Genomic DNA, 18764 nt, shown 5'->3' with positions numbered 1-18764 from the left:
CCTGAGACGTGTGCAGCACCTGTGGGAGCGGCTTTAGCCGCGAAAGGGCCGGCACAGGCAATACACACAAGGAGCTGCACATGAAATTGCTGGTGGTCGAGGACGAAGCCCTGCTTCGCCATCACCTCTACACCCGCTTGGGCGAAAGCGGCCATGTGGTCGAGGCGGTCGCCGATGCCGAGGAGGCGCTGTTCCAGGCTGGGCAATACCACTTCGACCTGGCCATCATCGACCTGGGCCTGCCCGGTATCAGTGGCCTGGAGCTGATCACGCGCCTGCGTAACCAGGACAAGACCTTCCCCATTCTCATCCTCACCGCCCGCGGCAACTGGCAAGACAAGGTCGAGGGCCTGGCCGCCGGTGCCGACGACTATCTGGTCAAGCCGTTCCAGTTCGAAGAGCTCGAAGCGCGGCTGAATGCCCTGTTGCGCCGCTCCAGCGGCTTCACCCAGTCGACCATCGCTGCTGGCCCCTTGGTACTCGACCTCAACCGCAAGCAGGCTACCCTCGACGACCAGCCCTTGGCGCTGACTGCCTACGAGTACCGGATTCTCGAATACCTCATGCGCCATCATCAGCAGGTGGTGGCCAAGGACCGCCTGATGGAGCAGCTGTACCCGGGGGACGAGGAGCGCGACCCCAATGTGATCGAAGTACTGGTTGGCCGCCTGCGCCGTAAACTTGAGGGCGAGCATGGCTTCAAGCCCATCGACACCGTGCGCGGCCTGGGTTATCTGTTCACCGAGCGCTGCCGATGATCCGCTCGCTGCGGGTACGCCTGATGCTGGCCGCAGCCGTGCTGGCATTGCTGTTCATGTTGGCCCTGCTGCCGGCCTTGCAGAAGGCCTTCAGCCTCGCCCTGCAGGAATCGATCGAGCAGCGCCTGGCTTCGGATGTGACCACGTTGATTTCCGCCGCGCGTATCGAGCATGGCCAGCTGCAGATGCCGACGCTGCTGCCGGACGAGCGCTACAACCTGCCTTACACGGGCTTGCTCGGCTACATCTTTGACCGCGATGGCAACCTTGTCTGGCAGTCGCGTGCCACCGCCGATCGGCACATCAACTACCGCCCCCGATATGACGGGCGCGGCAACGAGTTTGCCCGCATTCACCAGGCAGATGGCGAAGAATTCTTCGTGTACGACGTTGAGATCAAGCTGCTGGGGGGGCAGAGCGCTGCTTACAGCATTGTCGCCCTGCAGCCGGTGAGCGAGTACAAGGCTACCCTCAATGGCCTGCGGGAAAAGCTCTATCTGGGCTTTGGTGCTGCCTTGCTGGCGCTGATGGTATTGTTATGGGCTGGCCTGACCTGGGGCCTGCGCTCGTTGCGCCGGCTGAGCCGCGAGCTGGATGAAGTGGAGTCGGGCACACGCGATGGCCTGAGCGGCGAGCACCCTCGTGAGTTGTTGCGCCTGACCCGCTCGCTCAACCGTCTGTTGCGCAGTGAGCGTGAGCAGCGCACGCGCTACCGCGATTCACTGGACGACCTGGCGCACAGCCTGAAGACGCCACTGGCGGTGTTGCAAGGTGTGGGCGAAAGCCTGCAGCAGCGTAGCGGTGAGCGCGAGCAGGCGCGGGTGCTACAAAGCCAGATCGAGCGCATGAGCCAGCAGATCGACTATCAGTTGCAACGTGCCAGCCTGCGCAAGAGCGGCCTGGTACGCCACAGCGTGAGGCTGCGGCCGTTGCTCGATAGCCTGTGCAGCACCTTGGCCAAGGTGTACCGGGACAAGCGGGTGAACGTGACGCTGGAACTGCCCGATGCGGCGCAGGTGCCGATGGAGCAGGGCGCCTTGCTGGAAATGCTGGGCAACCTGCTGGAAAACGCCTACCGCCTGAGCCTGGGCCAGGTGCGGGTTAGCCTTGAGCAGGCGCCCGGGCAGTTGACCTTGTGTATCGAAGACGATGGGCCCGGGGTGCCGGCCGACCAGCGTGAGCGCATTCTGGAGCGCGGTGAGCGGCTGGACAGCCAGCACCCGGGCCAGGGCATCGGGCTGGCGGTGGTCAAGGACATTGTCGACAGCTATGACGCCGAGCTGAGCCTGGGGGACTCGCCCTTGGGGGGCGCGGCGTTCAGAATCACTTTCCACCTCGATTGATTGGCCGGCACTTCTGATTCAGGAGGGCGGATTCCCGCCATACCCCGTGTACAAAAACCGCCACCGGGCGGAAATCCGCCAGCCTTCCTCAGGCAAATCGCCCTGTCGTTGGGCATTTATCCCCAGCAAATGTGGCCCTTGCACCCTTCATGGGCATTTTGGCACCACCCTTGCTATTGATCATGGCAGAGGCCTGCCCAGGCAGCTCGAACACAACGACAAATCCCTCCAAGTGCAGGAGGGTTAGCGATTCAGGTGCCGCATCACCCTGGGAAGGGTGAACCGGCACACTTGAGGAAAATGAGCCATGACGACACGTCAGCCGCTGTACAAATCCCTGTATGTCCAGGTGATCGTTGCCATCACCATCGGCATCCTGCTCGGCCACTACTACCCGGAAACGGGCGTTGCCCTCAAACCCTTGGGTGACGGCTTCGTCAAACTGATCAAGATGGTCATCGCCCCGATCATCTTCTGCACCGTGGTCAGCGGCATCGCCGGCATGCAGAGCATGAAGTCGGTTGGCAAGACTGGCGGCTACGCGCTGCTGTACTTTGAAATCGTCTCCACCATCGCCCTGATCATCGGCCTCGTCGTCGTCAACGTGGTCAAGCCAGGCGCTGGCATGCACATCGACGTCAGCACCCTGAACGCCAGCAGTGTGGCTGCCTACGCCGCCGCCGGCGCGCAGCAGACCACCGTCGGCTTCCTGCTCAACGTCATCCCTAACACCGTGGTCGGCGCCTTCGCCAATGGCGATATCCTGCAGGTGCTGATGTTCTCCGTGCTGTTCGGCTTCGCCCTGCATCGCCTGGGCAGCTACGGCAAGCCGTTGCTGGATATGATCGACCGCTTCGCCCATGTCATGTTCAACATCATCAACATGATCATGAAGCTGGCCCCGATCGGTGCTTTCGGCGCCATGGCCTTCACCATCGGCCAGTACGGCGTTGGTTCGTTGGTGCAACTGGGTTACCTGATGGCCTGCTTCTACATCACCTGCCTGCTGTTCGTGCTGGTGGTGCTGGGCGGTATCTGCCGCGCCCATGGCTTCAGCGTACTCAAGCTGATCCGCTACATCCGTGAAGAGCTGCTGATCGTGCTGGGTACTTCCTCCTCGGAATCGGCCCTGCCCCGCATGCTGGCCAAGATGGAGCGCCTGGGCGCCAAGAAGTCGGTCGTCGGCCTGGTCATTCCGACCGGTTACTCGTTCAACCTGGACGGCACCTCGATCTACCTGACCATGGCTGCGGTGTTCATCGCCCAGGCCACCGATACCACCATGGACATCACCCACCAGATCACCCTGCTGCTGGTGCTGCTGGTGGCTTCCAAAGGTGCTGCCGGCGTGACCGGTTCGGGCTTCATCGTGCTGGCCGCCACCCTGTCGGCTGTTGGCCACCTGCCGGTAGCTGGCCTGGCGCTGATCCTCGGCATCGACCGCTTCATGTCCGAAGCCCGCGCACTGACCAACCTGGTGGGCAACGCCGTTGCCACGGTGGTCGTGGCCAAGTGGGTCAAGGAAATGGACAACGACAAGCTGGCCTCCGAACTGGCCTCCGGTGGTGCACCGCTGGTCGATACCCGTCCGACCGATGACCTGGGCGTGGCAGAAGGCCCAGCGCGCTGATCGCGCGGCTGTAGTACGAAAAAGGCGACCTTCGGGTCGCCTTTTTAATGTGTGTGGTGCGCCTCGGTGCGCGGTCAGGCCGGCACCACCTCCAGCACCCGGATCACATCCGGCTGAGGGTAATGCCACCTCACCTGCACATCCCAGAACTTCACCCCGTAGACCCGTTCGGCCGGCGGTACCTGGTAAGCCGGTCTCGGGTCTTGCGCCAAGCATTGTTCAATCAGTTCTACCAGCGGTTCAGCCAGGCGCAGTGCATGCTCGCGGGCCTGGGGCAGGGCGTTGTCGCCCCACTGTACGGCAATTGCGGCGGGCGCTGCGTTGGCCATCTGGTTGCTGGCGTCTGCAATGCTGTCGGCATACGGCACATAGGGCTTGATGTCCAGTACCGGCGTGCCATCGAGCAGATCGATGCCGGACAGCAACAGGCGCCCCGGCTCCACACCCTCCAGGCGTACCACCGACTGGCCGATGCCGTTTGGCCGGTGGGTTGCACGGGTGGCGAACACCCCCATGCTCTTGTTGCCGCCCAGCCGCGGTGGCCGCACTTTCAGGCGCGGCTTGTCCTCCAGGGCCTGGTGGAACAGGAACAGCAGCCAGACATGGCTGACCTGCTCCAGGCCTTCGACCGCATCCCCTTGGTCGAACGGCGGCAGCAGTTCGAGCACGCCGCGCGCGGCAGGCGCCAGTTGGGGCTGGCGCGGGATGGCGAATTTTTCCTTGAAGCAGGAGCGGACGATGCCGACCGGAGCAACCGTATGCTGCATGGCCAATCAGCCGCGCACGCGCTGGGTCAGGCCTTTGAGGAAGTTGCGCAGCAACTGGTCGCCGCATGGGCGATAGTTTTCGTGGCCGGCTTTACGGAACAGCGCGCTAAGTTCAGGCTTGCTGACCGGGAAATTGACCGACTTGAGGATCGTGTGCAGGTCGTCTTCCTTCAGTTCGAAGGCCACCCGCAGCTTCTTGAGGATGAGGTTGTTGGTCACTGGCAGCTCTACCGGCTGCGGCGGGCGGCTGTCGTCCTTGCCGCGGCGGTGGATCACCAGGCCATCGAGAAAGTGCGCCATCACCCGATCAGGGCAACGCACGAAGCCTTCCTCTTCTTCCTTCTTCAGGTAGGTGGCCAATACCTGAGGGTGCACTTCGAGGCCGGAAAGGCCGATGATCTCGGCCATCTTGGCGTCGTTCACCTTGAGCATGTAGCGCAGGCTGCGCAGGACGTCGTTGTGGTTCATTGCTGCAGAATCCTGTTCAGGTGCCACGCTTGTGCGTGGCGTATTGCTTAGAAACGTTCGGTGGTCGCCATGTAGCGCCATTGGCCCAGGGGCAGCTTGCCCATCGACACCCCGCCCAGGCGAATGCGGCGCATGCTGACCAGTTCCAGGCGCAGGTAGGCGCACAGCTCGGCGATTTGCCCGGGCTGGGGGTTTTTCACGACCATGCGCAGGTGGGTCTCGTTCTGCCAGCTGGCCTTGGCCTTGGGCAGCTCGCGGTCATTGCGCGTAGCACCGCGCGCCAGGCGTTCCAGCGCCTGAGGTGTGGTCTCGCCGCGCACTTCGACAATAAACTCCTGCTCCAGGCGACGCAGGTCGGCCTCGATCTTGCGGCTGACCCGCCAGTCCTGGGTGAATACCTGCAAGCCGCTGGCGCCGCGCTCGAGCGGTGCCACGCAGGCCTGCCGGGTGAAATGCCCGTGCAGGGCGCGCACACCTTCGCGGTGCGCCTCGCTGAGGTTGCCCATGTTCATGCTGGCGCGGGCGCTTTCGCTGTCCACGCCGGCCGCCTGGTTGAGCAGCAGGGTTACCGGCTCCAGCGCTTCGACCCGGGCACCCGGGAGCAGCTCGACGTGCTGGTGTTCGACCTTGAACTGCGGCTGCTCGACCACCACGCCGTCGACTGTGACCCAGCCGCCTTCGATATAGAGCTCGGCATCGCGGCGGGAGCAGCCAAGTTGCTCGATAAGGCGTTTGGACAGGCGGACGGGTTCGGACATGACGGCAATTCGCAGAGGCAGGGAAAGGCCAGCATTGTACCTGCCTGAGCGGCAGAGGGGCTGGGAATCTGTGTCATTTACGCCATTTTGCAAAGGCGCATGTGCAGCAGCGGGTAGGGCTGGCCCAAGCCGTCGGTTTCCGATCGGCCGATCACCTCGAAGCCTTCATGCAGGTAAAAGCCCAAGGCCTGAGGGTTTTGCTCGTTGACGTCCAGGCGCTCGGCATTCAGCTCGTTGATCGCATAGTGCAGCAGGCGCTTGCCTACCCCTTTGCCACGGTACTCAGGCGCAACAAACAGCATGTCCACGCGCCCGTTGGCGACCCCGGCAAAGCCACAGATGCGTTGCCGGTCCTTGCAGCAGATCAGCATCACCGCGTCGAGGTAGCGGCGCAGCACCTGTTCGCGCAGTAACACGATGTACCCCTCTGGCAGAAAATCGTGAGTGGCACGCACCGAGTCCTCCCAGATCTGTACCAGCTCGCCGTAGTCGCGCAAGTGCGGGGTTTGCAGCGTCAGTAGCGATTGCATGCCGGTGGTCCTCCATGGTGATAGGGAAAACATAGCAGGCCAACCACCGGTCGGCTTGTCCGTGCTGTGCTTGAACGGTGGGGGGCAGGGGTCTATTAATTAAGCGTGGGAAAAAATCCCACAAAAAGAAAATTCGAAAAAGATTCGTACTGATCTGGCGTTCTCGTGGCGACTATCTGGAGACGGACCATGCAAATCCACCTGCTGTTCAAGAAGGCTTTAATCGCGGCTGCTGTAGCGGGCGTGCTGTCGACGGCCGTTGTTTTGATCCCTGACTCGATTTCTCATGGCTCCAGCGCCTACGCCAAAGATGGCGGTGGCGGTGGCGGACACGGAGGTGGAAGCGGTGGTGGTGGGGGTGGCCACGGAGGTGGAAGCGGCGGTGGAAGCGGCGGTGGAGGGGGTGGCCACGGTGGTGGCGGAAGCGGCGGTGGTGGTGGCCACGGTGGTGGGGGCGGAAGCGGCGGTGGAAGTGGCGGCGGTGGTGGCCACGGCAGTGGAGGAGACGGCGGTGGCCATGCCGGCAACAGTGGCAGCGGCCAGGGCCACGCCGGTGATTCAAACGCTGGGCGCAGCGGCAACCATGCTGAAGCGGGTGACGATCATGGCAATCATGTGGGGGGTGAGCCCGGTGACGATCACGGCAATCACGTGGGCGGCGAGCCCGGTGACGATCATGGCAACCATGTCGGCGGCGAGCCTGGCGATGATCACGGCAATCACGTTGGTGGTGAACCTGGTGATGATCACGGCAACCATGTGGGTGGCGAACCGGGTGATGACAACAGCAGGGGCTGACAGGCGTTGATCAGCCCAACTCTGCCCCCTTCGCTGTTAAGCGCACTGCGGCGTGTCATGCGCCCGCTGGTGCGCTTGATGTTGCGCAAAGGGGTTAGCTATACGATGTTCGCCGACCTGCTCAAGGAAGTGTTCGTCGACGTAGCCCATCGTGAGTTTGGCCTGGACGGCGCCCCGCCCACCGACAGTCGCATCAGCCTGCTCACGGGTGTGCATCGCAAGGATGTCCGGCGGCTGCGCAGCGAAGGTGGCACGGCACTCGAGGCCTTGCCGGCGAACATCACCCTGGGCGCACAGTTGGTCAATGCATGGACCACCCGCCCGCCGTTCTGCTCGGCACCTGGCCAGGCCCTGGCACTGCCGCGTTTGGCAAGTGTGGGTGGCGAGTGTTCATTCGATGCCTTGGTGGCCACGGTCAGCACTGATATCCGCGGGCGTGTGGTGCTGGATGAGTGGTTGCGCCTTGGCATCGTCCGGCTTGATGAGCAGGATCGTGTGCACCTGGAAGCCAAGGCGTTCGTGCCGCAGAAAGGTTTCGATGAAAAAGCCGCGTACTTCGGCCACAACCTGCATGACCATGCCTGCGCAGCGGTGCACAACCTCAGTGGCCAGGGCCTGCCGTTCTTCGAACGCAGTGTGCACTACGATGCTTTGAGCCCGGCCAGCGTCGAGCACGTGCGTGAAGTGGTTGCCAAAGATGGCATGCAGACGCTGCTGGCCTTCAGCCGGCTCGCAGCAGAGCTGGAAAGCGTTGATGTGCCCAGCGCGGAGCAACGTCAGCGCATCACTGTCGGGCTTTATTTCTACACTGAAGCTACCGACCCCGAATTGTCCAAGACGCCAGGCCCATGACGCCCCTCACGCGCTGCCTCCGTGTCGTTGCCTTTGCCCTGGTCCTGGGGTTGAACCTGGCGGCGCCTGCCGATGTGGTCGCAGCACCGGTTTGTGTCAGCCGCGACGAAGTGGGCATGGCCGGTGCCACAGGCCTGCGGTTTCCGGGGGGGACAGGCGGTACCGGTGCACGCAGTGGAAACGGTGGTGTCGGCGGCACTGGCGCGGTGGCCGAAGGTGTGGACGGCACCTACTCTGATAACGGTAATGGCGGGGTAGGCGGTACCGGTGCGCCGATCCTGCGCCCAGGCGGTACCGGTGGTACCGGCATCGTCGGCACCATCACCGGGTTTGCTTCGATCTGCGTCAATGGCATGGAAGTGCACTATGGCAAAAACGTGCCGGTGAGTGAAAACGGTGCACCCGCCAGCAGTGCTCACTTGGCGATCGGGCAGGTTGTAGCGGTGGAGGCAATTGCCACCCAGCGCGGTCTCCAGGCAGGGCGTATCTCGATCCTCAACGTCTACGAAGGGCCGCTGACGGCGCTCCCCAATGCTTCGGCCCCCCTGCGGGTGATGGGCCAGCCTGTGCGGCTCGCCGAAGGCGCGCGGGTGGCTGAAGGGCTGCGTGCGGGCGAGCCGGTCCGGGTCAGCGGCTTGCGCGATGCCACGGGCGAAGTGGTGGCAACCCGTATCGAACGGGCGCCGGGCCTCAGGGAGGCCAGTGCCATTGGTGCAATCGACCGCCCAGGCAGCCTGCAAGGGTTGACGCTGGGCACCCGCGTAGCCCCCGCGCGGGAAGTGCTGGTGCGCGGCCAGTGGACCGGGCGCCAGCTGGAAGTGGCACAAACCCGCCCAGACCCGAGCCTGCCGTTTGCTGGCCGTGTACAGCAGGCGGTGGTCGAAGGGCTGGTGCAGCGCGTTCAGGCACGGCAACTGGTGGTCGCGGGCATTAATGTGACGCTGGGGCAGGGTACTGTGATTGTCGGCAGGCAGCCTGCAGGATTGGCGCTCGATCAACGCGTTCGGGTGAGCGGCGTGCTCAGTGGTACTCACGAGTTACGGGCCACCCGTGTGGAATTCCAGGATGACCGTGCTGACAACCCGGGCCGAGGCCATTCGGGGCATGGCGGCGAGCACGGCAGCAGTGACTCAGCCGGCTCCGACAACAGCGGCCATGGAACAAGCGAGGCGACCAGCGTTCGCAGCGAAAGCAGTGATGATCACAGAGGGCGCAGTACCGTTGAAGACGCCAGTGGTCACGGCAGGTCTGAAAGCGTGGACAAGTCTGGTAAGTCAGAGCATGTCGAAACCGTGGAGCAGCCCGAGAGCAGCAACAGTGGCAAGGGTGATCGGGTAGAGAAGGTTGAAGTCGAGAAAGTGGAAAAGGTTGAGAAAGTAGAAAAAGTTGAGAAGGTCGAGAAAGTGGAAAAGCCTGAAAAGGTCGAGAAAGTAGAAAAAGTTGAGAAGGTCGAGAAGGTGGAAAAGCCTGAAAAGGTCGAGAAAGTAGAAAAAGTTGAGAAGGTGGAAAAGCCTGAAAAGGTAGAGAAAGTCGAAAAGCCTGAAAAGGTCGAGAAGGTGGAAAAAGTCGAGAAAATCGAAACCATCGAAAGGCCGCAAAAGGTAGAGACCGTCGAAAAAGTAGAGCATCCGGAGCGATCCGGGCGTTAGGCAACTAGGCTGGGGAAGTCCGACCACACTTCCCGAAGGGGTACTGAGGTGCAGATGAGACCCGCGCTCCCTCTTTTTGCCTGCCTGCTGTCATGTACCAGTGCGTCGACCGTGGCCGATACCTTCAGCACCGCCATCGGCATGGACTATTCAAGTGGCGACTATGGCACAGGTACCACTTCGGAAATCTGGTACGTCCCCGTGGTCGGCAAATATGAAACCGGCCCCATGACCTACAAGGTCACCGTGCCCTGGTTGCGCATCACCAACCCGGAAGTAGGCCCCAATGGTGACCCCTTGCCCGGAGGCTGCCGGGATGTGGAGAGCGGGCTGGGTGACACGGTCGCCAGCGCCGGGTATGCCCTGCTAGATGGCAGTGACGGCGGCCTGATGCTCGACCTGATCGGCAAGGTCAAATTCCCAACCGCCGATGAAGACCAGTGCCTTGGCACCGGTGAATATGACTACACCGCCCAGGTCGACATCACCAAAGGCTTTGGCCCGGTCACCGGTTTCGCGACATTGGGCTGGAAGAAGTTCGGCGACCCGCCCGACAGCGATTTCGACGACCCGGTATTTGTCAGCCTCGGCTTCGCCCTGCCAGTGGCTGCGGGTACTTCGGCGGGCGCCTCCTACGACTGGCGGCAGAAAGTGGTCTCGACCGGTTCGCAGATCAAGGAGCTCACCCTGTTCCTGACCCACAAGCTCAACCAGCAATGGAAAGTCCAGCTCTACGCGGTCAAAGGCTTCTCTGATGCGAGCCCGGATGCAGAGGGTGGCCTGATGCTGTTTCACACGTTCTGACGAAAAAAGCCCCTGCTCGCGTCATTCCTTGCGTGGAATGGCAGGGCAGGGGCTTTTCATGTTTCAGCCGCTTTAGATGGGCTCTGCCCACATGTCGTATTCGTCGGCATCCACTACACGGCAACGCACTTTGTCGCCCGGCTTGAAGCCATGGTCGCCATCAATGAAAACGCTGCCGTCGATTTCCGGGGCATCGAAGAAACTGCGGCCAACCGAACCTTGCTCCTCGACTTCGTCGATCAGCACGTCGATTTCCTTGCCGATGCGCAGTTGCAGGCGGGCGGTGCTGATGGCCTGCTGGTGGGCCATGAAGCGGTCCCAGCGCTGCTGCTTGATGTCGTCCGGCACTTCTTCCAGGCCCAGGTCGTTGGCCGGGGCGCCTTCTACCGGCGAGTACTGGAAGCAGCCCACACGGTCGAGCTGGGCTTCGGTCAGCCAGTCCAGCAGGTACTGGAAATCTTCCTCGGTCTCGCCCGGGAAGCCGACGATGAAGGTGGAGCGGATTACCAGCTCAGGGCACTGCTCGCGCCAGTTCTTGATACGCGCCAGGGTGCGGTCTTCGAAGGCAGGGCGCTTCATCGACTTGAGCACTTTCGGGCTGGCATGCTGGAACGGGATGTCCAGGTACGGCAGGATCTTGCCGGCGGCCATCAGCGGAATCACGTCATCGACGTTCGGGTAGGGGTACACATAGTGCAGGCGTACCCAGGCGCCCAGGCTGCTCAGGGCCTCGCACAGCTCGAGCATGCGGGTCTTGACCGGGCGGCCGTTCCAGAAGTCGGTCTTGTACTTGACGTCTACGCCGTAGGCGCTGGTGTCCTGGGAAATCACCAGGATCTCCTTGACCCCGGCCTTGACCAGGCGCTCGGCCTCGCTCAGCACTTCACCTACCGGGCGGCTGACCAGCTTGCCGCGCATCGACGGGATGATGCAGAAGCTGCAGCTATGGTTGCAGCCTTCGGAAATCTTCAGGTACGCATAGTGGCGCGGGGTCAGCTTGATGCCCTGTGGTGGCACCAGGTCGATCAGCGGGTTGTGGTCCTGGCGCGGCGGCACGACTTCGTGCACTGCGTTAACCACCTGCTCGTACTGCTGTGGGCCGGTGACCGACAGTACACTCGGGTGCACGTCACGGATACTGCCTTCCTCGACACCCATGCAGCCGGTGACGATGACCTTGCCGTTTTCCTTGATCGCTTCGCCGATCACTTCAAGCGACTCGGCCTTGGCGCTGTCGATGAAGCCGCAGGTGTTGACCACCACCACGTCGGCGTCCTCGTAGGTGGGCACGACTTCATAGCCTTCCATGCGCAGCTGGGTGAGGATGCGCTCGGAATCGACCAGGGCTTTTGGGCAACCCAGGCTTACGAAACCTACCTTGGGGGTGGCGGGCGTGGTGGACATGACTAACCTCGGTATTGAATACAGGTCGCCCGGCCGGAATCGCGGGCGATCTTGACGGGCGCTTTTTAGCGCCTCTGATCAAAAAGTGCGCAATTCTAGCGAGCGCAAGGTCGCTTGACCAGCAGAAATACGACGAACGCTGCGCTATGCTTCGCGCCGTTGCGTGATGGTGCCTCCGAGGGCCAGGCGCGCGAGTGAATACTAAAGGCCGAGATGGCCGTCTGCGGGAGTGGTCGATGGTTCAGGCAAGCAGTCACGCCGAGGGCGGGCACGCGGCAAAGCAGGGCGCGGCTCGCTCGCTTGGCCTGCTCGTGGCGGCGGTCGGGGTGGTTTATGGCGATATCGGCACCAGCCCTTTGTATACCCTCAAGGAAGTCTTCACCGGCGGATACGGAGTGCCGGTCAACCACGATGGCGTGCTGGGTATCCTGTCGCTGATCCTGTGGTCGCTGTTGTGGGTGGTGTCGTTCAAGTACGTGATGTTCATCCTGCGGGCCGACAACCAGGGCGAGGGCGGCACCATGGCGCTGACCGCGCTGGCGCGGCGGGCCACGGCTGCCTATCCGCGGTTGCGCACGCTGATGGTGATCTGCGGCTTGATCGGGGCGTCGCTGTTCTACGGCGACAGCATGATCACCCCGGCAGTATCGGTGCTGTCGGCCGTGGAGGGCATGGGCCTGGCGTTTGACGGTATCGACCACTGGGTGGTGCCGATTTCGCTGGTGGTGCTGGTGGCGCTGTTCCTGGTGCAGAAGCACGGCACCGACAAGATCGGCAAGCTGTTTGGCCCGATCATGGTCACCTGGTTCGTGGTGCTGGGCGCATTGGGCGTGCACGGTATCTCTCAGAGCCCGGAGGTGCTCAAGGCCTTCAACCCAGGCTGGGCAGTCAACTTTTTCGTGGTGCACCCGGGCATGGGCGTGGCCATTCTTGGCGCGGTGGTGCTGGCGCTGACCGGCGCCGAGGCGCTGTACGCCGACATGGGGCATTTTGGCCGTAAGCCGATCGCCCGGGCCTGGTTCATCCTGGTGCTACCCGCGTTGGTGCTCAACTATTTCGGCCAGGGTGCACTGCTGCTGCAAGACCCGGAGGCAGCGCGTAACCCCTTCTACTTGCTGGCGCCGAACTGGGCGCTGCTGCCGTTGGTCGGGTTGGCCACAATGGCCACTGTGATTGCCTCGCAGGCGGTCATTTCCGGGGCCTTTTCCCTGACCCGCCAGGCCATCCAGCTGGGTTACATTCCGCGTATGCATATCCAGCACACCTCCAGCGACGAACAGGGGCAGATCTACATTGGTGCCGTGAACTGGACGTTGATGGTGGGCGTGGTGCTGCTGGTGATCGGCTTCGAGTCGTCCGGCGCCCTGGCGGCGGCCTACGGTGTGGCGGTGACCGGCACCATGCTGATGACCACCGTTCTGGTATCGGCGGTGATGCTGCTGCTGTGGAAGTGGCCGCCGGTGCTGGCCGTGCCGATCCTGGTGGGCTTCCTGCTTGTAGATGGGCTGTTTTTCGCTGCCAACGTGCCGAAAATCGTCCAGGGCGGTGCCTTTCCGGTATTGGCCGGCGGGGTGTTGTTCCTGCTGATGAGCACCTGGAAACGCGGCAAGCAGATCCTGGTAGAACGCATCGACGAAGGTGCGCTGCCGTTGCCGTTGTTCATCAGCAGTATTCGCATTCAGCCGCCGCACCGGGTCGAAGGCACGGCGGTGTTCCTCACTGCACGGTCTGATGCCGTGCCCCACGCGCTGCTGCACAACATGCTGCATAACCAGGTGCTGCACAGCCAGGTGGTGTTGCTGACTGTGGTCAGTGAGGACCGGCCGCGGGTACCGGAACAGGAGCGCTTCGAGGTAGAGGCTTATGGTGACGGGTTCTTCCGTGTGGTGTTGCACTTTGGCTTCATGGACGAGCCGGACGTGCCGGCGGCATTGAAGCTGTGCCATCGGGACGATCTGGACTTCACCCCGATGCGCACTACCTACTTCCTGAGCCGCGAAACGGTCATCGCTTCACGTCTGGAAGGCATGTCGCGTTGGCGGGGCAACCTGTTTGCGTTCTTGCTGAAGAACGCCAACGGTAACCTGCGCTTCTTCAACCTGCCGCTGAACCGGGTGATCGAACTGGGGACCCAGGTCGAGATCTGACTGCCAGGAGGAGGCTTGCCCTGGGGACAAACCGGGGAAACGCGGTGCCTGGCACCGGCTTTGCCGGTGTTCGCGGGACAAGCCCGCTCCCACAGGTACAGCGCAGGCTCAGGGCTTATGTAATACCTGTGGGACTGGCTTGCACAATGCTTGAAAGCTGGCGCGATCACTGCGGGAGGAGGCTTGCCCTGGGTACAACCGGGGAAACGGTTTCTGGCACCGGCTTTGCCGGTGTTCGCGGGACAAGCCCGCTCCCACAGGTACAGCGCAGGCTTAGGGCTTATGTAATACCTGTGGGACTGGCTTGCACAATGCTTGAACGCTAGCGCGATCACTGCGGGAGGAGGCTTGCCCTGGGTACAACCGGGGAAACGCGGTGTCTGGCACCGGCTTTGCCGGTGTTCGCGGGACAAGCCCGCTCCCACAGGTACAGCGCAGGCTCAGGGCTTGTGTAATACCTGTGGGACTGGCTTGCACAATGCTTGAACGCTAGCGCGATCACTGCGGGAGGAGGCTTGCCCTGGGTACAAACCGGGAAAACGCGGTGTCTGGCACCGGCTTTGCCGGTGTTCGCGGGACAAGCCCGCTCCCACAGGTACGGCGCAGGCTTAGGGCTTATGTAATACCTGTGGGACTGGCTTGCACAATGCTTGAAAGCTGGCGCGATCACTGTGGGAGGAGGCTTGCCCTGGGTACAAACTGGGAAACGCGGTGTCTGGCACCGGCTTTGCCGGTGTTCGCGGGACAAGCCCCACACAGGTACGGCGCAGGCTTAGGGCTCGTGTAATACCTGTGGAACTGGCTTGCACAATGCTTGAACGCTAGCGCGATCACTGTGGGAGCGGGCTTGCCCCGCGAACACCGGCAAAGCCGGTGCCATCCCATGCGCAACCTGCTTCGCGGAGCTCAGGCACATTCAGTTCTGTTCGGCGACGCTGGATTTACCTTGGCGTGTCTCGATCTCACCAATCAAGCGCTTGGCCAGCGCCGGGTAGTTCTCATCAAAGTGGTGCCCCCCAGGCAGCTTCAGGCGTTCACCCACCGCGGTCTTTTCGGTGCAACCGCTCTCATCGCTCTCTTCCACGCCATACACGCACACCACCTTGGAGGCTGGCAGTTTGGCCATTTCCGGTCCGGTTGGTGCTTCCTGGCCTTCCTTGCCCAGCCAGCCCTCGACCTCGATCTCGAAACTGCCGCTGCGGGCAAAGGCCAGCAGCATCACTGCGTCGATACGTTGCTGGTCTTCCACCGGCAGGCGGTTGTAGATTGCCGGCAGCACATCGGCACCGAACGAATAACCGGTGAGGACAAAGCGCTTGGTGCCCCACTTCTGTCGGTAGTGCTGCATCAGCTCGGACAGGTCGGCAGCGCTTTGCTCCGGGGTTTTGTGCTGCCAGTAATAGCGCAGCGTGTCGATACCCACCACCGGGTAGCCCAGCTTGGCCATTTCTCCGGCAACATCGCGGTCAAGGTCGCGCCAACCGCCGTCACCGGAGAGGAACAGGGTGACCGTGTCGGTGGTCTGCCCGGCCGGCACTTCCACCACAGGGATGGCCAGGGCGTTGCCGTCGTGACCTACCAGGGCCTGGGTCAGCTGGGCCTTGAGCACTTGGGGCAGATGGATGTCGTAATCGCTGATGCTGGTTTCGGCGTTGACCTGGTCGCGCACGAAGGCGGCGCTGGCGTCATCCGGGTTGTCGTTCCAGGCGACGTTCCAGTGGCCGTGGGCAGCCGCCTTGGGCAGGGGGGACTGGCAGCCAGGTTGCTCCAGGTTGAAGTCCACGGAAATGGCCCGGGCCTTGTCATTGTTCTGGTTGGCCAGCCAGCGCCAGGCCTGGGCGGCGCCAGGGCCGATACCGGCGACCAACGTCGGCTTTTCCGGCAGCTCGGCCAAGCCCTGGTCCATCGCCTGTTGCTGCTTGCTGCAATCGTTAGGCGGCAAAATCACCTGCACCATTTGGGCTTCAGCGGCCTGGCTCAGGTCGAGCAGCTGCTTGTCCGTCAGCGCCTGATCCTGTGGCACACCGATGGCCACCCGGGCCTTGGGGTGCACACCTGGGGTCACGCGGGTGATGCTGGTGCCATTGATGCTCAATTGCTCCAGGCGCGCTTCGGGGGCGGGGCGCGTCCATAGCCAGAACGCCAGCGCACCCCCCAGGGCGGCCAGCAGCAGGGGAACCAGCAGGTACAGCCAAAAGCGTCGGGTCATCAACGTTTCACCAATCCAGTCAGGCCGCCTGCAATCAGGGCGGCAGTATCAGCCAGTGCCACCAGCGGGTCGAGCCCGGCCGGCACGGCCATGTAGCGGGGTTCCCAATCCGGTTGGAACTTGTCCTTGAAGCGTCGAAGCCCCTGGAAGTTGTAAAGCTGCTCGCCACGGCGGAACACCATCGAGCCCAGGCGCTGGGTCAGAGGCGCGCCACGCCGCGGCTGAAGGCCGGAAAGCGGCACCATGCCCAGGCTGAAGCGGGAATACTCATGGCTTTTGTAGTGCAGGATCAGGCCGATCATCATGAACTCCATGGTCAGCTTCGGTGCCTCGGGGTGCGCACGCATCAGGTCGAGGCTGGCCAGTTCGTTGCTGTGGGTCTCCAGCAGGTTGGCGAAGGCCACCGGCCGACCCTGGAAGCGGATCAGGGCAATGCGGAAGTGCTGCAGGTACTCCGGGCTGAAGCGCCCCAGCGAAAAGCCTTTCTCGCGCACGTTCTTGCCGCAGAGCCAGGCATCGGAAATTTCCTTCAGCTCTGCCAGCGGGGCCTGGCCGGGCTCGTGGATTTCCAGGCTCAGGCCGTCGCGGCCACCACGGTTCCAGGTGTAGCGCAGGTCCTTCATTTCCTTGCCCTTGGCTTCGAGATCGAAGCGGCGCAAGTCGACCCGGGCTTCCTCGCCCAGCTTCAGTGCAGTCAGGCCAATGTCCATATAGAACGGCAGGTTTTCCGCGCGTACCTGGTAGAACACGGGCCGGGCGTGGTGCAGGTCGCACAGGTCGCGGAACTGCCAGATCATTTCGGCGCGCTCCTGGGCCGGCCCGATCGGGTCGTACAGGGCCACCAGGCTGCGGCCGCGACGGGCATACATAAGGAAGGCATTGTCGCGGGGGTGGAACAGCAACGCCTTGTCGCCAGTCAGGGCCAGGCCGCCGTCGGGCTGGTCGGAGGCCAGCAGAATACGGTTGGCGCGCTGCAGTTCTTCCTCGTCGGGCAGGTGGATCACCGGCGGCGCGGTGCGCAGCAGCCAGGTCAGCGCCAAGGCGGCCAGCAGCAAGGCACTGCCCATGGCGGCGCGCAGGCCACGCGGGGCATCGGCATCAAGGGTGAACTGCCACCACAGCTGGTGGCTGTAGGGCACATCCTGGTAGGCGAACAGCAGCAGCCACACCGATGCGCCGACTGCACAGGCGCTGGCCACCAGGAACACCGGCGAAAACGGCAGCTCCAGCAGGCGGCTGGGCCGGTAGAATGAGCGACGGAACAGGGCCAGCAGGGCGGCGGTGAAGGTCAGCAGGCAAGCCTCTTCCCAGTCAAAGCCCTTCAATAGCGACAACAGGGCGCCGACCAGCAACAGCACGGTGGTCAGCAGCCAGGCGGCGGACAGGCGCCGGCGCAGGCCCTGGGCCAGCAGCAGGCACAGCACGCCGATCAGGCTGGCGCCAAAGTGCGAGGCATCGATCAGCCGGTGCGGCACCAGAAAGCCCATGTGCTCCAGGCGCGTGTCGATTTCGGGGGTGACGCCAGAAAACAGCAGCACCATCCCGGACAGGAATACCAGTATCGACAGGATCGGTGCGGCCATCCCGGAGGCGGCTTTGATGGCCTGCTGTGCGAACAGCAGGCGCCGGGCTTCATTGGCCAGCAGCAGCACGCACGCCAGTAGCAGTGGCAGCACCACATAAATCAGCCGATACAGCAGCAACGCGGCCGCCAGTGGCGCGGCACCGAGCTGGTCGGCAAAGGCGGCGAGCAGGATAGCTTCGAACACCCCGACGCCGCCCGGTACGTGGCTAAGCACGCCTGCGGCCAAGGCCAGCAGGTACACCAGCACAAACGCGCCGAAGGGGGGGGCCTCGGGCAGCAACAGGTACAGCACGGTGGCAGCTGCTGCCACATCCAGCGCGGTGATCAGCAATTGCAGGGCGGCCAGGCGTGCGCCCGGCAGGCGCAGCGTACGGCGGCCCAGTTGCACCAGCAGGTTATTGGCCAGCGGCTGTTCGGCCAGGCGCCGGCGGTACAAGCCGAACACCAACAGGGCAGACGCCACAAGCACGGCGGCAGCGATACCTGCCAGCAGGCCTGGCGCCAACCCCAGTGCGGTCGAGGCTGCGGGCAGGTCGCTCAAGGTTGCCAGGGCGGCCAAGGGCGGCAACGCGCAGCCCAGTGACAGGCTGGCAAATACTGTCATGCGTGCGACTTCGCCAGCCCCCAGCCCCTGACGTGCATACAGACGGTAGCGCACCGAGCCGCCCGAAAGCATCGACAGACCGATGGCGTTGCCGATGGCAAAGGCGCTGAAACCACCCAGCACCAGGCTGCGTGCCGGCAGTTTCACGCCCGCATAGCGGCTGGCCGACCACTCGTAACCCAGCAGGATCACAAAGCCGATCACGGTCGCAAGCAAGGCACCCAGCACCGACTGGGCCGGCACGCTGAGCATGGCATCGTGCAAGGCGTAGATATCCAGCTCGCTCAGCAGGTGGCGGCAGGCAATCAAGGCCATGGTGAACAGCACCAGGGTCACGACCAGGCCGATGGGCTGGCGGTAGCGGCTCACGCGTTCGAGCAAGGGCAGGCGCTGCACGGCACCGGGTAGCGCCGAGGCGAGCGGCACCGGAGGTTCGGGGTTGTGAGAGGTCATGGATT

At 63.2% G+C, this 18764-nt stretch carries 15 protein-coding genes; 8 read left to right on the top strand and 7 right to left on the bottom strand.

What is annotated here, in order from left to right; translation table 11 throughout:
• Positions 1-80: 80 nt before the first annotated feature.
• The 3 genes from OZ911_RS22215 to OZ911_RS22205 all read left to right on the top strand — a co-directional run bounded on the left by OZ911_RS22215 (position 81) and on the right by OZ911_RS22205 (position 3731).
• Entirely contained in the window at positions 81-758 is a 678-nt protein-coding gene (locus OZ911_RS22215) for a response regulator (protein WP_016488680.1), read from the top strand.
• A complete protein-coding gene (locus OZ911_RS22210) occupies positions 755-2101 on the top strand; it encodes an ATP-binding protein (RefSeq protein ID WP_016488679.1) in 1347 nt (448 codons plus the stop codon). The genes OZ911_RS22215 and OZ911_RS22210 overlap by 4 nt, the downstream gene beginning before the upstream one ends.
• 307 nt (positions 2102-2408) lie before the next feature.
• Positions 2409-3731, top strand: coding sequence for a dicarboxylate/amino acid:cation symporter (locus OZ911_RS22205; RefSeq protein WP_016488678.1), 1323 nt, complete (start codon positions 2409-2411; stop codon positions 3729-3731).
• Between the two features lie 74 nt (positions 3732-3805).
• Here OZ911_RS22205 and tsaA read toward each other — a convergent pair whose 3' ends face one another.
• The 4 genes from tsaA to OZ911_RS22185 all read right to left on the bottom strand — a co-directional run bounded on the left by tsaA (position 3806) and on the right by OZ911_RS22185 (position 6254).
• Positions 3806-4498 (bottom strand): tRNA (N6-threonylcarbamoyladenosine(37)-N6)-methyltransferase TrmO, encoded by a 693-nt coding sequence (gene tsaA, locus OZ911_RS22200; protein ID WP_016488677.1) that lies wholly within the window; start codon positions 4496-4498, stop codon positions 3806-3808.
• 6 nt (positions 4499-4504) lie between these two features.
• A complete protein-coding gene (locus tag OZ911_RS22195) occupies positions 4505-4966 on the bottom strand; it encodes a YehS family protein (RefSeq protein WP_016488676.1) in 462 nt (153 codons plus the stop codon).
• Positions 4967-5013: 47 nt separating this feature from the next.
• On the bottom strand, positions 5014-5724 hold the full coding sequence (locus OZ911_RS22190; protein ID WP_016488675.1) for an rRNA pseudouridine synthase: 711 nt from the start codon (positions 5722-5724) through the stop codon (positions 5014-5016).
• A gap of 77 nt (positions 5725-5801) precedes the next feature.
• Entirely contained in the window at positions 5802-6254 is a 453-nt protein-coding gene (locus OZ911_RS22185) for a GNAT family N-acetyltransferase (RefSeq protein WP_016488674.1), read from the bottom strand.
• Between the two features lie 286 nt (positions 6255-6540).
• Between OZ911_RS22185 and OZ911_RS22180 the strand changes: the two genes are divergently transcribed.
• The 4 genes from OZ911_RS22180 to OZ911_RS22165 are packed head-to-tail and all read left to right on the top strand — an operon-like array spanning position 6541 to position 10357.
• Entirely contained in the window at positions 6541-7062 is a 522-nt protein-coding gene (locus OZ911_RS22180) for a hypothetical protein (RefSeq protein WP_311124158.1), read from the top strand.
• A gap of 47 nt (positions 7063-7109) precedes the next feature.
• Positions 7110-7904, top strand: a complete 795-nt coding sequence (locus OZ911_RS22175; RefSeq protein WP_023048905.1) for a DUF6502 family protein — start codon at positions 7110-7112, stop codon at positions 7902-7904.
• On the top strand, positions 7901-9553 hold the full coding sequence (locus tag OZ911_RS22170; protein WP_023048904.1) for a DUF5666 domain-containing protein: 1653 nt from the start codon (positions 7901-7903) through the stop codon (positions 9551-9553). The genes OZ911_RS22175 and OZ911_RS22170 overlap by 4 nt, the downstream gene beginning before the upstream one ends.
• A gap of 54 nt (positions 9554-9607) precedes the next feature.
• Entirely contained in the window at positions 9608-10357 is a 750-nt protein-coding gene (locus tag OZ911_RS22165) for a hypothetical protein (RefSeq protein WP_016488670.1), read from the top strand.
• 72 nt (positions 10358-10429) lie between these two features.
• Here OZ911_RS22165 and rimO read toward each other — a convergent pair whose 3' ends face one another.
• Positions 10430-11761 (bottom strand): 30S ribosomal protein S12 methylthiotransferase RimO, encoded by a 1332-nt coding sequence (gene rimO, locus OZ911_RS22160; protein ID WP_016488669.1) that lies wholly within the window; start codon positions 11759-11761, stop codon positions 10430-10432.
• Positions 11762-11997: 236 nt separating this feature from the next.
• Between rimO and OZ911_RS22155 the strand changes: the two genes are divergently transcribed.
• Positions 11998-13908: a potassium transporter Kup gene (locus OZ911_RS22155; protein WP_023048903.1), complete on the top strand. Its 1911-nt coding sequence runs from the start codon at positions 11998-12000 to the stop codon at positions 13906-13908.
• A 916-nt stretch (positions 13909-14824) separates the two neighbouring features.
• Here OZ911_RS22155 and OZ911_RS22150 read toward each other — a convergent pair.
• A complete protein-coding gene (locus tag OZ911_RS22150; RefSeq protein ID WP_070086528.1) occupies positions 14825-16117 on the bottom strand; it encodes a virulence factor family protein in 1293 nt (430 codons plus the stop codon).
• Entirely contained in the window at positions 16117-18759 is a 2643-nt protein-coding gene (gene mprF / locus OZ911_RS22145; RefSeq protein WP_016488666.1) for a bifunctional lysylphosphatidylglycerol flippase/synthetase MprF, read from the bottom strand. Before mprF ends, OZ911_RS22150 begins: the two co-directional genes overlap by 1 nt.
• Positions 18760-18764 lie beyond the last annotated feature (5 nt).

The sequence above is a fragment of the Pseudomonas fortuita genome, assembly GCF_026898135.2.
Classification (GTDB): Bacteria; Pseudomonadota; Gammaproteobacteria; order Pseudomonadales; family Pseudomonadaceae; genus Aquipseudomonas; species Aquipseudomonas fortuita.
This window is presented reverse-complemented; position numbering and strand designations above follow the sequence as displayed.

Coding starts and splice junctions, on each gene's coding strand:
- OZ911_RS22215 (WP_016488680.1), top strand. CDS start 81: ATGAAATTGCTGGTGGTCGAGGACGAAGCCCTGCTTCGCCATCACCTC.
- OZ911_RS22210 (WP_016488679.1), top strand. CDS start 755: ATGATCCGCTCGCTGCGGGTACGCCTGATGCTGGCCGCAGCCGTGCTG.
- OZ911_RS22205 (WP_016488678.1), top strand. CDS start 2,409: ATGACGACACGTCAGCCGCTGTACAAATCCCTGTATGTCCAGGTGATC.
- tsaA (WP_016488677.1), bottom strand. CDS start 4,498: ATGCAGCATACGGTTGCTCCGGTCGGCATCGTCCGCTCCTGCTTCAAG.
- OZ911_RS22195 (WP_016488676.1), bottom strand. CDS start 4,966: ATGAACCACAACGACGTCCTGCGCAGCCTGCGCTACATGCTCAAGGTG.
- OZ911_RS22190 (WP_016488675.1), bottom strand. CDS start 5,724: ATGTCCGAACCCGTCCGCCTGTCCAAACGCCTTATCGAGCAACTTGGC.
- OZ911_RS22185 (WP_016488674.1), bottom strand. CDS start 6,254: ATGCAATCGCTACTGACGCTGCAAACCCCGCACTTGCGCGACTACGGC.
- OZ911_RS22180 (WP_311124158.1), top strand. CDS start 6,541: ATGGCTCCAGCGCCTACGCCAAAGATGGCGGTGGCGGTGGCGGACACG.
- OZ911_RS22175 (WP_023048905.1), top strand. CDS start 7,110: ATGCGCCCGCTGGTGCGCTTGATGTTGCGCAAAGGGGTTAGCTATACG.
- OZ911_RS22170 (WP_023048904.1), top strand. CDS start 7,901: ATGACGCCCCTCACGCGCTGCCTCCGTGTCGTTGCCTTTGCCCTGGTC.
- OZ911_RS22165 (WP_016488670.1), top strand. CDS start 9,608: ATGAGACCCGCGCTCCCTCTTTTTGCCTGCCTGCTGTCATGTACCAGT.
- rimO (WP_016488669.1), bottom strand. CDS start 11,761: ATGTCCACCACGCCCGCCACCCCCAAGGTAGGTTTCGTAAGCCTGGGT.
- OZ911_RS22155 (WP_023048903.1), top strand. CDS start 11,998: ATGGTTCAGGCAAGCAGTCACGCCGAGGGCGGGCACGCGGCAAAGCAG.
- OZ911_RS22150 (WP_070086528.1), bottom strand. CDS start 16,117: ATGACCCGACGCTTTTGGCTGTACCTGCTGGTTCCCCTGCTGCTGGCC.
- mprF (WP_016488666.1), bottom strand. CDS start 18,759: ATGACCTCTCACAACCCCGAACCTCCGGTGCCGCTCGCCTCGGCGCTA.